This is a genomic window from Oribacterium sp. NK2B42, from assembly GCF_000424445.1.
Taxonomy (GTDB): domain Bacteria; phylum Bacillota; class Clostridia; order Lachnospirales; family Lachnospiraceae; genus Oribacterium.
In genome coordinates, this window is the sequence record NZ_AUJX01000008.1 from 12,535 (window position 1) to 28,517 (window position 15,983).

A 15,983-nucleotide genomic window follows, 5' to 3' on the forward strand; every position below is an offset into this window, starting at 1 on the left:
ATGGTAGCTATGTTGTACGATAGAGACATTAGAGAACCCCTGTTTTCCTTTCTTGAAGATACCTATGGGAAAATCAGGATAATAGAAGAAAAGATTATGGGCAGCAGCCGGGCGGATGTGGTTATGGTTACGGAAGACAGCCTTTACGGAATAGAGATCAAGTCGGATGCAGACACCTACGTGCGACTTTCCGGGCAGGTGAAGGATTATGACAGATTCTTTGACTATAATTACATTGCCGTGGGAACAAGCCATGCCATGCATATAGAGGAGCATGTACCTGACTACTGGGGCATCATAACCATAGAAGAAGTGGACGGAGAACCGGACTTCTACATATTAAGGAAACCAAAGGAAAATCCCCATATCAGATATGAAGAAAAGCTGAGTCTTCTGTGGAGACCTGAGCTCCAGCGCATAGTGGGACGAAACCTCGAACACAAGTATGATTACCTCAGTAAAAAAGAGGTGATAAAAAGAATATCTGCCCAAATTAGTTATGATTGTCTAAGAAAAGAGATATCGACAGAGCTGTTTGAGAGAGACTATAATACTGTTTTGGATGAGATCAACCGGTTCCGTGTTGAAAAAATGAAGGCAAAACCCAGGCGAAAAAAGAGGCGTCTCAAGGGCAGCTCTGCAGTTTTGACTTCTGACGGAAAAACGATCAAAAAGCCGGATCTTAAGGTATCGCACATCGTGAGACCTAAGAAGAAAAAAGCATCGAAGAAGAGGTAGGTTCAAAATATGGAAAGCTTTTTTATAGCAGCCAATGCAGTAATACCGTTTATTTGTTATATGATGTACGGATACATCATAAGACATTTGGGATTTGGGGACGAAGCTTTCTATAATAAGCTCAACCAGATCGTGTTCAAGGCATTTTTCCCCTTACTGATGTTCAACAATCTCTATACTGCGGACGTGGACATAGGGGGTAATGCTTCCCTCATAGCCATATTCGCAGGCGTTCTCATAGCCATTATCCTTTTATGTATCCTGCTGGTTCCGGTTTTTGTAAAGGAAAATCCGAGAAAGCCGGTTATCATACAGTCAATCTGGCGAAGCAATACTCTTATGTTTGCTTATCCTCTATGTGTCAGCATGTATGGAGACGATTATGGAGCACTGGCGTCACTGGTTATAGCCACAATTGTACCTATATATAATATCGGTGCGGTTATCATTTTTACACTTTTTGACAGAAGTGCAGGTTCAAAGGTTGATGTCAGAAAAATCGTCATTAATATCCTTACAAATCCTCTGATAATAGGTGCCATTGCCGGAAGTATATTTAAATTTGCGGGCTGGCAGATTCCGACATCTGTAATGAAACCCATCGGTGATTTTGCGTCCATGACTACACCGATTTCCATCTTCATACTGGGTGCAACACTTTCACTGCCTGATATAGGCAAGAATGTCAATGTTATCGTGACCACCTTATTCTTAAAGCTTATAGCAGTGCCTGCATTTATACTTGTGCTGATGTATATGATCGGCTACAGGGGACCTGAACTCTTCATCGCTTTCAGTCTTTATGCCACCCCTATTGCCGGAGCTTCTTTTCCTATGGCTCAGAACATGGGCGGAGACGGGGAGCTTCAGGGTCAGCTTCTTGCCATAAGTACTGTTTTATCACTGTTCACCATATTCTTCTGGATAATGAGTCTCACAGCGGTGGGTATTTTCTGATGCCATAGTCTGTCACAAAATGGTTGATTTTGATAGCTGCTATCATTTTCGACTATATCAAAAGCATAAATCATCAAAGATATAATAAACCGTGGGAAATCCATGAAAATATGATAAATTAGTCAGGTGGATCATGATATTTCAACGGGACATTAATGATACATGAATGAAAGAATATCTAAGAATTTCAGATGTTTTTTCGCGTTGACTACGAAAGTCAACATTTTTATAATGTTCCATGAGATAATGACAGATTTTTATCAGTTTATATTCGGTGGGCATTTTGTTCCCGGACACAGGAGGATATACCAATGGATCTTTCATTTAAAGAAGGCGTTTTAAAAGCATTTGAAGAGAAATTCGGCGCATCAGATGGCGTAAAGTGCTATTTTGCACCCGGACGAGTAAATCTCATCGGAGAGCATACCGATTATAACGGAGGTCATGTTTTCCCCTGTGCACTTACTATAGGAACTTATGCAGCGGCAAAAAAGAGAGATGACCGTAAGCTTCGTTTTTACAGTGTGAATCTCGACAAAACCGGTGTTATAGAAACATCGCTTGATGAGTTCAAACCTTTAAAAGATGATAATTGGACATCCTACTTAAAGGGAGTTATGTGGGCCTTTGAAAAGAGAGGCTTTAAGATGGACCGGGGTCTTGATATAGCTATCTATGGAAACATTCCCAACGGATCGGGCCTTTCTTCCAGCGCATCCATCGAGGTTCTCACAGGATTTGTTTTGAGAGATCTCTATGGTTTCGATGTGACAAATGTTGACCTTGCTGTCATTGGCCAGGATGCGGAAAACAACTACTGCGGCATGAACTGCGGGATCATGGATCAGTTCGCAAGCTCCATGGGTAAAAAGGATAATGCTATCTTCCTGGACTGTGCCACACTCAATTACGAATATGCTCCCGTGGTTTTAAACGGAATGAAGCTGGTGGTTACCAATACAAACAAGAAGCATAAGCTTGTGGGCTCAGCGTACAATGACAGAAGAAGAGAATCCGAGGAGGCAAGAAAGATACTTGCTTCCGTTGCAGGAATAAAGACACTTGGCGACCTCAGCAACGAGGATTTTGAAAAGCATAAGGATGCTATCAAGGATCCGGTTGTTCAGAAGAGAGCAAAGCATGCTGTATATGAGAATAACCGCACTCTGACAGCTGTTGCGGCATTAAAGGCCGGAGACATTGAGACCTTCGGAAAGCTTATGAATGCTTCGCATGTTTCCCTGAGAGATGATTTCGAGGTTAGCTGTGAGGAGCTTGACGTTCTTGTTGAAGAGGCCTGGAAGGTACCCGGAGTTCTGGGCTCACGTATGACCGGCGGCGGATTCGGCGGCTGTACTGTTTCCATCGTAAAAGATGAGGCGGTTGAAGACTTCAAAAAGCTTGTGGGTGAGGCCTACAGAAACCGTGTGGGTTATGACTGCACATTCTATGTTGTAAGCATTGGCGACGGTCCACAGGTGATTTAAATTAGTGATGTTAATGCTGATTAAAGTGCATTTGTTTTGTGGATAGATTCATATATGACGAATGTGCTTTGAATAGAGCCGATTCTGTTGACATTTTATGTCAGATAAAAGTGGCGAAAGACAAGTGTTTGTAAATGAGAGGAGACCATATGAGAATTCTTGTAACAGGCGGTGCCGGATATATCGGAAGCCATACATGTGTTGAGCTTCTTAACGAAGGCTATGAAGTAGTTATCATTGACAATCTTTATAATTCCAATCAGAAGGCAGTTGAACGCATCGAAGAGATAAGCGGAAAGAAGGTAAAGTTCTATCAGGAGGATCTTCTGGACAGAGCAGCCGTTAAGAAAATTTTCGATGAGAATGAGATAGATGCAGTTATCCATTTTGCAGGACTCAAGGCTGTAGGTGAGTCAGTTCACAAGCCGGTTGAGTATTACCGCACAAATATCGGTTCAACCTTGAATCTTGTTGAAGAGATGCGTGCTCACGGAGTAAAGAATATCATTTTCTCAAGCTCCGCTACTGTTTACGGAGATCCTGCCGAAATCCCTATCACAGAGAACTGTCCTAAGGGAACCTGCACCAATCCTTACGGCTGGACCAAGTGGATGCAGGAGCAGATCCTTACAGATGTTCATACAGCAGATCCTGAGTGGAATGTTATCCTCTTAAGATATTTCAATCCTATCGGAGCTCATGAGTCAGGTCTCATCGGTGAGGATCCTAAGGGCATTCCTAACAACCTTCTTCCTTATGTTGCACAGGTTGCCATCGGAAAGCTTCCGGAGATCAATGTATTCGGAAATGACTACGATACACCTGACGGAACCGGAGTTCGTGACTACATCCATGTAGTTGACCTTGCAAAGGGACATGTTAAGGCTATCGAGAGATTTGCAAAGAATGACGGTGTATTTGTATGCAATCTCGGAACAGGACATGGTTATTCTGTTCTTGATGTTATCCATGCTTTTGAGAAGGCCTGCGGCAAGAAGCTTCCTTATGTTATTAAGCCTAGACGTGACGGTGATATCGCAACCTGCTATTCAAGTCCTGCTAAGGCAGAGAAGGAGCTCGGCTGGAAGGCGCAGTTCGATCTCGAGGATATGTGCAGGGATTCCTGGAACTGGCAGCAGAAGAATCCGAATGGGTATAACTCTTGATTCATAGTGAAATGGTACAGAAAATGGATATACAGAATGAAATAAAGAAGCTTGTTGCTTATGCTTATAGAACTGCTCTTATCGATGAAAGCGATATTACATGGGCGCTTAATACGGTTGCGCTGAATTTGAAGGTGGATGAAGTGACCTCAACTAAGGATGAGGTCTTGGAAGAGGCGGAGAAGATTCCGTTTGATGAGGTTGAGGCAGAGGAGTTTAAGACTGCTACGGAAAACGGGATTGTTGATGATGGGTCATATCTTGAGAATGTTCTGAAGGTGCTCAATGATTATGCGGTGGAGCATGGTCTTACGGAGGGGGATTCCGTTGTATACAGAGACCTGTTTGATACAAAGCTTATGGGGGCTCTGACGCCCAGACCTTCAGAGGTTCAGGCAAATTTCTCGGATCTTTATGAGGAGGATCCGAAGGTTGCTACTGACTGGTACTATACATTCTGCAGAGATACTGATTATATAAGACGCTACAGAGTAAAGAAGGATCTGAAGTGGAAGACTGAAACAGAGTATGGGGAGCTTGACATTACCATAAATCTCAGTAAGCCGGAGAAGGATCCGAAGGCTATTGCGGCAGCAGGAAAGGCAAAGCAGACGGGGTATCCCAAGTGTCAGCTTTGCTGTGAGTGCGAGGGTTATGCCGGACGTGTTGATTATCCGGCAAGAGAGAATCACCGTATCATCCCTATCGAGATCCAGGGCCAGGAGTGGGGATTCCAGTATTCACCATATGTTTATTACAACGAGCATTGCATCGTTCTGAATACCAAACATACCCCGATGAAGATCGATAAGAGCGCATTTTTGAAGCTTTTCGATTTTGTCCGTCAGTTCCCGCACTATTTTGTGGGTTCCAATGCTGACCTTCCCATAGTCGGTGGTTCCATCCTTGCACACGAGCATTTCCAGGGTGGAAACTATGAGTTCGCCATGGCAAAGGCTCCTGTAGAGAGAAGCTTTGTTGTACCGGGCTTTGAGGATATTAAGGCCGGAGTTGTAAAATGGCCGATGTCGGTTATCCGTCTTACCGGTGAGAATATTGCAAAAATAGCTGATCTTGCGGATCATATCCTCGGGGCATGGAGGGGCTACACTGATGAAGCTGCATTTATCTTTTCAGAGACTGACGGTGTTCCTCACTCAACCATCACTCCCATAGCGAGAAAGGTTGGGGAAGAGTACCAGCTTGACCTGGTGCTTCGAAACAATATCACCACCGAGGAGCATCCGCTGGGAGTTTACCATCCTCATGCGAAGCTCCATCATATAAAGAAGGAAAATATCGGACTTATCGAGGTTATGGGTCTTGCGGTACTGCCCAGCCGGTTAAAGCAGGAGATGGCAGAGCTCAAGGAAGCGTTCATTTCCGGTAAGGACTTAAGGGATATTCCTGAGCTTGAGAAGCATGCCGACTGGTTCGACGAGTTTATGGAGGAGTATTACAGACGTGACATCGAGGTCAATGCCGAGAACTTCGACGATATCCTCCGGGATGAGATCGGAAAGGTCTTCATGCATGTCCTTGAAGATGCAGGAGTTTACAAGCGTACCCCTGAGGGACAGGCTGCATTTGACAGGTTTATAAAGACACTGTGACGGGAACGTACAGTGGCAGTTCACCCGGGGATTCACTCTGCTTATGCTCCGGCTTAACTCATATATTGTGACATAAAAAAGCCGTAACACTTTGTCTTTTCAAAGTGTTACGGCTTCATTTTAGATATTTTCGAAAATACGTGATAATTCGATGCTTAAATCAGGATATGTATGCATCGCTATAGATGAGAAATGAGGATAAGCCATCATTTCAGGGGCGTAGTCATTATCTGCGAGATAACGTACAATGACTTTTCGCTGAAGATCCACTACCCAGTATTCCTGAACACCAATCTTGGCATACACAGCCATCTTGTCAGTATAATCCTGTTTCTTTGTGGATTCGGATGTGACTTCTGCAACGAACACCGGAACAGAATGTACTCCATCGCTATGAATTCCACTGCTGTCACATACTGTCATAACATCCGGAAGGAAAAAATTGGCATCGTCATTACATAGCTCGTTGCAGTATAGAGCAACATTTTCTGTAAACACTTCACAATCTCCGTTGCGAGCTTCTATATATCTCTCCAAAGCAGTACTGATCATGCGTATAGCTCTATTGTGTTCTACTGTGGTTTTGTCGGTTATTACGAGATGGTGACTTATCAGTTCCGCGTGAGATTCCATTGCGGCAACTTCTTCAATGGTATATTTTATATAGGATAATGCCTCCATGATGGTTCTCCTGAAAAGGTCGTTTACTATAATTGAAAAAAAGAGGGAAGCTAAAGCCTTTCACTTATCTCAATTGAAGCCTTATTATTCGTCCGGATGTTAAATCATCGAAACACCAAAGGAGTTCACGAGACCGTCGATGGGCTGGCCGGCTTTACAAAGTGGGCACTCGTTGTAGTCGGCATAAGCATAGTCCGGGAGATCGTTTTTGCCGTAAACTGAAACTACTGGGATACCGTTGTAGGCAGTGATGGCACTGAATACAGCCGTAACACCGCTTAACTTGCCGCCATAGTACTTTACAGCCTCGATAACCTTGTTTATGGATTTTCCGGTGGAGACGGAGCCCTCAAGTATGAGAACATTCTTGCCCCTTACCATAGGCTTAATGTTGTCTCTGAAAATGATCTGGGAGTTGGTGTTGAACTCCGGCTTTATGATATAGATGGTCTTGTGGGCATTGGTATTCATGGCGCCGCTTTTAGTAAGTTCTTCTGCGATAAATGCGCCTATGACCTCTGTGCCTTCATCGCAAATTATGGTATCTACGACCAGACCGAAAAGGTATCTCTCCACAAGCTTAGCAGCTACAGTATGAGCTTCGGAAGCTCTGGTCTTGACTGTAGTAAGGTCTATATAATAGTTGGTGTGAGAGTGGTTTGTGGCGAAATGTCCTCTTGTGACCTTCAGTGGTAATGATATTCCCGTAACTTCGATTTTCTGATAGCTGTTTTCCATTTTTACTCCTTATCCTGTTTCCCGATGAAACATAATTTGATCATATTCTATGATCCGTGTCACGTAACCTGATGAATTCATTATATCATCTCGGTTAATAAAATAAATATTATTTTCAAGAATACATAAATTTGGAACATCATATCCCTGGACGGGATTTCGGATGAAGGAGACTGACGGATATGTAAGAAAAACGTAAGTATAAAAAAGAACGTACGTGTGGAAAATTCGGAGAAGAGGGGGTATTATTAAGAAAATAGGTGATTTTGATAAAATGCCACAACTTGATAAAAATGTCATATTTATGATATAGTTCAAGAAATTGTGTGTAAATAGCAGCAAGATTTTTAAGGAGTTTTAAATGGCAGAGAAATACGATGCGTCGAGTATCACGGTTCTGGAGGGACTTGAACCGGTTAGAGTGAGACCCGGTATGTACATCGGTTCCGTAGGTTCCAGAGGTCTCAATCACCTCATCTACGAAATCCTGGACAATTCGGTGGATGAGCATCTGGCGGGATATGCCAAGAATATATGGATAACATTGGGAAAGGATGGCTCCTGTACCGTTCGTGATGACGGTCGAGGAATCCCTGTAGGCATGCATCAGAAGGGAGTTTCCGCAGAGCGAGTAGTCCTTACAACCCTTCATGCCGGCGGAAAGTTCGACAGCAAGGCATACAAAACCTCCGGCGGTCTTCACGGTGTAGGTTCATCAGTTGTTAATGCTCTGTCATCCTACCTGAGAATCCGTGTTTATCAGGACGGAAAGATTTCGGAAGATACCTATGAGCGCGGAAAACCAACAACAGAGCTTGTTAAGGGACTTCTCCCTGTTGTGGGAAAGACAAAGGAGACAGGAACAGAGACAACCTTTATCCCCGATCCGGAGATATTTGAAAAGACAAGATTCAAGGAGGACTGGCTTCAGTCAAGACTTCATGAGACTGCATACCTTAACCCGGAGCTTACCATCCATTATCGGGATGACAGAGATGAAGTTCCTGTTATTAAGGAGTTCCATGAGCCTGAAGGAATCATTGCCTTTGTCAAGGATGTAAATAAAGAGAAGGAAAAGGTTACTCCCGAGATTTACTTCAAGGGTGAGTCTGAGGGAACAACCCTTGAGTGCTGTATCCAGTTTACGGATGACTTTGAGGAGAATGTTCACGGCTTCTGTAACAACATTTTCACCCAGGAGGGCGGAACACATATTACAGGCTTTAAGACCAAGTTTGCCCAGCTCATAAACAGCTATGCAAGACAGCTTGGACTTCTCAAGGAAAAGGATGATAACTTCACCGGTGCCGATACCCGTAACGGTATGATGGCTGTAGTTGCGGTAAAGTATCCGGATCCTATTTTTGAAGGACAGACCAAAACCAAGCTTGCAAGCCAGGAGGCAGGAAAGCATGTTGCGGCCATAGTGGATTCCGAGCTTCAGCATTATTTTGACAGAAATGTAGAGGTTGTAAAGTCCATCATCACCTGCGCAGAGAAATCAGCGAAGATCAGAAAGCAGGAACAGAAAGCCAGGAGCAATATGCTCAGCAAGTCAAAATACAGTTTTGACTCAAACGGTAAACTTGCGAACTGCATTTCCAAAAATCCGGAGGAGTGTGAGATTTTCATCGTAGAGGGAGATTCTGCGGGCGGTTCTGCAAAGAATCACAGAGACAGACGTACCCAGGCTATCCTTCCGCTTCGTGGAAAGATACTGAACGTAGAGAAAGCTTCCATAGATAAGGTTCTTGCCAATGCTGAGATCAAGACCATGATCAATACCTTTGGATGTGGATTCTCAGAGGGCTACGGCAATGACTTTGATATCACAAAACTCCGCTATGACAAGATCATACTTATGACCGATGCGGATGTGGATGGTTCACATATCGATACATTGCTCCTTACCTTCCTTTACAGATTTATGCCTGACCTTATCACAGAGGGGCATGTTTATGTTTCCATGCCGCCGCTTTATCAGGCTATACCTCACAACAAGAAGGAAAAACCGGAGTATCTTTATGATGAATCTGCGCTTGTAAAATATCAGAAGAACCACAAGGTCGGAAGCTATGAGCTGAAGCGATTCAAGGGTCTTGGTGAGATGAATCCGGAACAGCTTTGGGAGACAACCCTCAATCCGGAAAACAGAATTTTAAAGAGAGTTGAGATAGAGGATGGACGTCTGGCATCTGAGGTTACCAGCATGCTTATGGGTTCAGAGGTAGGACCGCGCCGCGATTTCATACATGATCACGCCGATGAGGCTGAGATTGACGCCTAAGAAACAGTTCATTAGATATATTTTTCGTATATGGCGGTTTTGTAAAAAACGTCCTATGTAAGCAGAATTCACAGGCATCACACAAATGATGACTGTGAGCCCCAAAGTAAAGAGAATAGATATAATTAAGGATTAATTATGGCAGAACAGATTTTAACAACCGAATATTCGGAGGAGATGCAGAAAAGCTACCTGGATTATTCCATGAGCGTTATCACTTCAAGAGCGGTTCCGGATATTCGTGACGGACTTAAGCCGGTACAGAGAAGAGTACTTTTTGACATGGATCAGCTTCATGCTAACCATGACCACCCAACCTATAAGTCAGCCCGTATAGTGGGTGACACCATGGGTAAGTATCACCCTCACGGAGATGCATCCATATACGATACACTGGTTGTCATGGCGCAGGATTTCAAGCGTATGCAGCCGGTTATCCATGGACAGGGTAATTTCGGTTCCATAGAGGGAGATTCCGCAGCGGCTCCGCGATATACAGAGGCGAAGCTTGAAAAGTTTACCGATGACTGCATGCTGGCAGATCTTGATAAGTCGGTGGAGTTTCAGGCGAACTATGATGAGACACTGACAGAACCGGTTGTACTCCCTGCCAGAATACCTTATTTCCTTTTGAATGGTTCCGAGGGTATCGCGGTAGGTATGGCTACATCAACTCCAAGCCACAATCTGGGAGAGATCATTGACCTTATCCTTGCTTATCTCAGAAATCCTGCCATGGGAACTGCCGATATGATGGAGTATCTTAAGGGACCTGATTTTCCTACAGGCGGAATCATCGCCAACAAGTCAGAGCTTGTGGATATTTACCGTTCCGGAACGGGAAAGCTGAAGCTCAGAGGAAAGCTTGTATTCGAAAAGAAGGAAGGAAGATCCGACAGAGATAAGCTTGTGGTGACTGAGATACCATACACCATGATCGGTCAGGGTATCATGAAGTTCATGCAGGATACGGCACAGCTTGTGGAGAACAGAGTGCTTCCAGAAATCACAGACATTTCCAACCAGTCAGACAAGAACGGTATACGTATCGTACTTGACCTTAAGAACGGCGCTGACATTGAAAGAATAAAGAACGTCCTTTATAAGAAAACAAAGCTGGAGGATACCTTCGGCGTAAATATGCTTGCCATCAATGAAGGACGCCCGGAGACCATGTCTCTTCGCGGAATCATCAAGGCATACCTTAAGTTCCAGTATGAGATTCTCGGAAAGAAGTACAAGAATTTACTTGATGCCGAGATAGACAAGAAGGAGATTCAGGACGGTCTCATCAAGGCAGTTGACCTTATTGATGCCATCATTGCACTTCTCAGAAGCTGTAAGTCCCAGGCTGATGCAAAGAAAGCTCTTATGACGGGAGACATTGAAGGCATTAAGTTCCGTGACAGAGATAAAGAGTTTGAAAAAACCATCAGGGAGTTTACATTTACAGAGCGACAGGCACAGGCAATCCTTGACATGAAGCTCAGCAAGCTCATAGGTCTCGAGCTTATCGAACTGAAAAAGCGTCATGCAGAGACTCTCAAGAAGATAAAGGAGTACAGGGGTATTCTTGGAAGCCGTGACCGTATGAACGAGGTTATTTCCGAAGACCTTATGTTTATAAAGTCCCAGTATGCAAAGCCCAGAAGAACTCTTATAGAGGACGGCAGGGAAGCGGTATTCAATGATAAGGAAGTCCAGGAAATAGACGGATACTATGTTCAGGACAAGTTTGGATACTGCAAGATGATAGATGATGCTACTTACCAGCGTAATCAGGAAGCTCTTGAGTCCGAAAGCAGGTTTATCTTCAAGTGTAAGTCGACAGACAGAGTGCTTATATTTACCGATAAGGGCAATATGCATCAGATAAAGTGCCAGGATGTGCCTCTCGGTAAATTTAAGGACAAGGGCATACCTATTGATAACATCAGTAAGTACAATGCTAACGACGAAGAGATCGTTTATGTAAATGTCAAATCGGTACTTAACGGAAAGACTCTTGTATTCGCTACAAAGGACGCTATGGTGAAGCTGGTTGAGGCAAGCGAGTTTGAAACCGCGAACAAGCTTGTGGCTGCCACAAAGCTTAACGATGGTGATAAAGTGGTAAGCATTCAGGTGATGGGTTACGAGACGGACATCGTCTTCAGAACCAGAGACGGTTATTTCCTGAGATGCTCCCTCAGTGATGTGCCTTTACAGAAGAAGAACAGTAAGGGAGTTGTTGCCATCAAACTCGGAAAGGGTGATGAACTGAGAGATGTCTACCTTATGGGTGTTGATCCTGTGGATATAAAGGTAAACGGAAAGATGCTGTCACTTAACAGACTTAAGCTGGCAAACAGGGCAGGTAAAGGGACTAAACATTAAACATAATCGCGGGTTATGGTAAAAAAATCGACATATAATTCACGTTATAGCCATAGCTTAAACTAGATATAATTAAAAGTTTATTGATTTACATAGCTTTTAGTAATATAAAAGAGCAAAGGGATATTTTTTGCATTAATCAGAAGGGCTGAATATATTGGCATCTGTATGTCGGAAATAACCGGTGAATAACAGGCATTTACAGAATCGGGATGCATGGCATCCGTTTGTCAGAAGCAACCGGTGAAAAATGCGTCTATTGAAGAGGAGAAAACAGTTATGGAGAAATTAAAAGTTGGTGTTCTCGGTGCAACAGGTATGGTTGGACAGAGATTCATCACACTTCTTGAGAATCACCCATGGTTTGAGCTTACAACACTTGCTGCTTCACCAAGATCTGCAGGACAAACCTATGAGAAGGCGGTTGAGGGAAGATGGAAGCTTGATGTTCCGATGCCCGAGTCCGTTAAGGGCATGATCGTAAAGGACGTTTCCAAGATTGATGAAGTTGTAAAGGACGTCGATTTTGTATTTTCTGCAGTAGATATGAAGAAGGATGAGATCCGTGTTTTTGAGGAGGCTTATGCCAAGACGGAAACTCCGGTTGTCTCCAACAATTCTGCTCACAGATGGACACCGGATGTTCCGATGGTAGTACCTGAGATCAACCCGGATCATTATCAGCTTATCGAAGCTCAGAAGAAGAGACTCGGTACAACCCGCGGATTTATCGCTGTTAAGCCTAACTGTTCCATTCAGTCATATGCACCGGCTCTTGCCGCATGGCGTAAGTTCGAGCCATACGAGGTTATCGTTTCCACATATCAGGCTATTTCCGGCGCAGGAAAGAACTTTGAATCTTGGCCTGAGATGGAGCACAACATTATCCCATACATCGGCGGTGAGGAAGAGAAGTCAGAAAAGGAGCCTTTAAGAGTTCTCGGTACCTTTAAGGGAGATCATATCGATCTTGCGGAGGATATAAAGATTTCCGCACAGTGCATCCGTGTTCCTATCCTTAACGGACACACTGCAACAGTATTTGTTAAGTTCCGCAAGAACCCGACAAAGGAAGAGCTTGTACAGGCGCTGAGAGAGTATTCAGGTGAGCCTCAGGCACTTAAGCTTCCTTCAGCTCCGGAGCATTTTATCCAGTATCTTGAGGATGATAACCGTCCGCAGGTTGCTCTCGATGTTAACTACGAGAGAGGTATGGGTATCTCCATCGGACGTATCCGTGAGGATTCCATCTATGACTGGAAGTTTGTAGGTCTCAGCCACAATACACTTCGCGGCGCAGCAGGCGGTGGAGTTGAGGCAGCAGAGTATCTTGCAGCCAAGGGATATATTACAAAGAAATAAAAAAGCGGAATGAAACATGATGCCCCCGCCGGTTTAAGACCGGTGGGGGCTTTGCGTTGATAAAGAAAAATAGCGAGATTAATGCTGTGCATTTATGATATGATTATAAGAAATACCGGAATACATTAGTGGAGGTCTGAAATATGTCAAATATAAGGTTAACGTATTATGGTCATTCGTGTTTTAAGGCGGATTCAAAAGACGGTTCAGTTGTATTTGATCCCTATGAAAACGGCAGTGTACCGGGATTAAAGGTGCCGTCGGGTTTGACAGCGGATATGGTTATCTGTTCTCATGAACACCATGACCATAATGCTGCCTCACTTATTTCTCTGAGCAGAAAAGATCATGGTCTCAGATACCATAACATTCTTGTGCCTCATGATGATGCAAACGGAAGCAAGAGGGGCATGACAAAGGTATCCTTCGTGGAGATGGAAGACCTTGTGATTGCCCACCTTGGAGACATTGGCAGACTGCCGGGTGAAGATGAGTATGAAGAATTGAAAAAAGCTGATGTTGTACTGCTTCCATGTGCAGGAGTCTATACCATAGACTCGGCTCAGGCGTTGGAGATCATCAGACATTTGAAGACGCCATGTTTAAAGGTGCTTATGCATTTCAGAGAAGGGGCAACGGGATATGATGTTCAGGAGGATATACAGCATATAATGTCTGTGATTCCTGGGGTTCAGAGAATTAAGGAGTCATCCATTGAAATAGATGCCCGGAATGTTCCGGATGAAATCATTACACTGATTCCCGAACAGAACTGAGAGTCGGTCATGAGAGGCATTTTTTGAGGTAAAACATGATGAATAATAATAACGACGAGCAGCAGACCTACGAGGGTAGAAAAGAAACACATAACGGTATAAAGCGAATGGTATTTGTGGGGATAGCCCTGCTGATAGAAATCCTGATAGTGCTTTTGCTGTTTACAAAATTATGGGATTATGCGGAGTGGATAAACATTGGCATGAGGATACTGGCGTTAGTGCTGGTACTGGGAATCTATGCCCAAAACAAAACGGCAGCCATGAAGATGCCCTGGATCATTCTGATACTTGTACTTCCTATCATGGGGGTTTCGCTGTATCTTCTCATAGGATTGAATGGGTATACCCGGAAGATGAGGGACCGGTATCGCAGGATAGATGAGGTTCTTATGCCTATACTCCCGAAAAATACCGAGGTCTATGAAAAATTAAAGGAGACTGATCGGGCAGCGGCCGGAATTTCGCATTATATTGCAACAAATGCTCTGTATCCGGTTTATCAGAATACCCTCATCAAGTACTATGACAGTGCAGCAGATGGTCTGGAAGCACAGCTCACTGCTCTGGCAAAGGCAAAAACCTTTATTTTCATGGAATATCATGCAATAGATGATTCTGTCTCCTGGAACCGGATTGAAGAGGTTCTGGCGGAGAAGGTGAAGCAGGGTGTTGAAGTCCGGGTTTTCTATGATGATATGGGAAGCATCGGTTTTATAAATATGGATTTTTGCAAGAAGCTTGAGGCAAGGGGGATTAAATGCCGTGTGTTCAATCCTCTGGCTCCCGGATTTAATGCTTTTCTTAACAACAGAGATCACAGAAAAATAACTGTTGTGGACGGTTATGTAGGGTTCACCGGAGGCTATAATCTTGCGGACGAGTATTTCGGGCTGAAACATCCCTTTGGTTTATGGAAGGATACGGGAATAAGACTTGAGGGCGAAGCGGTAAGGTCTCTGACCGTTACCTTCCTTGAAATGTGGAATGCCGTAAGTGATGAAGATAAGGACGATGTGGAATTTGGAAGGTTTTTCCCTGAGGATGCCACGGTAGCAGGCGAAAATGCATTCATTCAGCCCTATGCTGACAGTCCCATGGATGATATACATGTTGGGGAGGATGTATATATAAGTATCGTTGAGAAGGCGGTTAAGTACTGTTATTTTGTGACTCCCTATCTCATTATCACCGATGAGATGGCCCATGCCATGGCTCTTGCGGCGGAAAGAGGCGTTGATGTCCGTGTTATCACTCCGGGAATTCCGGACAAAAAGATGGTTTACAATGTGACACGGTCCTTCTATAACTCACTGGCAAGACACGGAGTCAGGATGTATGAATGGACTCCCGGATTCTGCCATGCGAAGATGTGTGTTGCAGATGATGTCATGGCCACCTGCGGTACCATAAATCTCGATTACAGAAGCCTGTATCACCATTTTGAGAATGGATGTTTCATCGCCCACAGTGAAGTGGTACCGGCTATCCGTCGCGATTTTGAAAAAATGTTTTCGGAAAGTACAGAGGTCACTGAAGAATACAGTACTGTTAAAAGCTCATATCTTAAATTATCGCAGCTGTTCCTGAGGCTCTTTGCAGAGCTGATGTGAATGCTGTATACCCAACGAGATGGTTCTCAGGGTTGAGAATCGTCATAAATGACACCTGTGGTTGATAAAACCGGAGATGGTTTTCGTAAGGAAGAACCGTCTCCGGTTTTTCCCTTAATCCCACTACTACAAGGGGGGATTTTGGTGTATAATGGTCGGAGCAAATTCGGGGACGGACGGCTTTTTTGA

The 15,983-nt window shown here is 44.0% G+C and carries 12 protein-coding genes; 10 read left to right on the forward strand and 2 right to left on the reverse strand.

Going from position 1 to position 15,983, the window contains the following annotated elements; translation table 11 throughout:
• The 5 genes from G625_RS18350 to G625_RS0104460 all read left to right on the forward strand — a co-directional run bounded on the left by G625_RS18350 (nt 1) and on the right by G625_RS0104460 (nt 5,961).
• A complete protein-coding gene (locus tag G625_RS18350; RefSeq protein ID WP_330364962.1) occupies nt 1–738 on the forward strand; it encodes a sce7726 family protein in 738 nt (245 codons plus the stop codon).
• A 9-nt stretch (nt 739–747) separates the two neighbouring features.
• Complete coding sequence (locus tag G625_RS0104445) at nt 748–1,695, forward strand: AEC family transporter (RefSeq protein WP_029200145.1); 948 nt, start codon at nt 748–750, stop codon at nt 1,693–1,695.
• 311 nt (nt 1,696–2,006) lie between these two features.
• A complete protein-coding gene (locus tag G625_RS0104450; protein WP_029200146.1) occupies nt 2,007–3,182 on the forward strand; it encodes a galactokinase in 1,176 nt (391 codons plus the stop codon).
• 149 nt (nt 3,183–3,331) lie between these two features.
• Nucleotides 3,332–4,348, forward strand: coding sequence for a UDP-glucose 4-epimerase GalE (gene galE, locus G625_RS0104455; RefSeq protein WP_029200147.1), 1,017 nt, complete (start codon nt 3,332–3,334; stop codon nt 4,346–4,348).
• Between the two features lie 23 nt (nt 4,349–4,371).
• Nucleotides 4,372–5,961: a UDP-glucose--hexose-1-phosphate uridylyltransferase gene (locus tag G625_RS0104460; RefSeq protein WP_242826589.1), complete on the forward strand. Its 1,590-nt coding sequence runs from the start codon at nt 4,372–4,374 to the stop codon at nt 5,959–5,961.
• A 120-nt stretch (nt 5,962–6,081) separates the two neighbouring features.
• Here G625_RS0104460 and G625_RS0104465 read toward each other — a convergent pair whose 3' ends face one another.
• Nucleotides 6,082–6,642, reverse strand: a complete 561-nt coding sequence (locus tag G625_RS0104465; protein ID WP_029200149.1) for a Uma2 family endonuclease — start codon at nt 6,640–6,642, stop codon at nt 6,082–6,084.
• A 99-nt stretch (nt 6,643–6,741) separates the two neighbouring features.
• Nucleotides 6,742–7,380 (reverse strand): orotate phosphoribosyltransferase, encoded by a 639-nt coding sequence (locus tag G625_RS0104470; RefSeq protein WP_029200150.1) that lies wholly within the window; start codon nt 7,378–7,380, stop codon nt 6,742–6,744.
• A 361-nt stretch (nt 7,381–7,741) separates the two neighbouring features.
• Between G625_RS0104470 and G625_RS0104475 the strand changes: the two genes are divergently transcribed.
• From G625_RS0104475 to cls, 5 genes are all read left to right on the forward strand, one after another.
• Complete coding sequence (locus tag G625_RS0104475; RefSeq protein ID WP_029200151.1) at nt 7,742–9,667, forward strand: DNA gyrase/topoisomerase IV subunit B; 1,926 nt, start codon at nt 7,742–7,744, stop codon at nt 9,665–9,667.
• A gap of 138 nt (nt 9,668–9,805) precedes the next feature.
• Nucleotides 9,806–12,043 (forward strand): DNA gyrase/topoisomerase IV subunit A, encoded by a 2,238-nt coding sequence (locus G625_RS0104480; RefSeq protein WP_029200152.1) that lies wholly within the window; start codon nt 9,806–9,808, stop codon nt 12,041–12,043.
• Nucleotides 12,044–12,322: 279 nt separating this feature from the next.
• Nucleotides 12,323–13,405, forward strand: a complete 1,083-nt coding sequence (asd, locus tag G625_RS0104485) for an aspartate-semialdehyde dehydrogenase (RefSeq protein WP_029200153.1) — start codon at nt 12,323–12,325, stop codon at nt 13,403–13,405.
• A 143-nt stretch (nt 13,406–13,548) separates the two neighbouring features.
• Entirely contained in the window at nt 13,549–14,181 is a 633-nt protein-coding gene (locus tag G625_RS18355; protein WP_049895706.1) for an MBL fold metallo-hydrolase, read from the forward strand.
• Between the two features lie 38 nt (nt 14,182–14,219).
• Complete coding sequence (cls, locus tag G625_RS0104495; protein ID WP_044931634.1) at nt 14,220–15,794, forward strand: cardiolipin synthase; 1,575 nt, start codon at nt 14,220–14,222, stop codon at nt 15,792–15,794.
• Nucleotides 15,795–15,983: the final 189 nt, after the last annotated feature.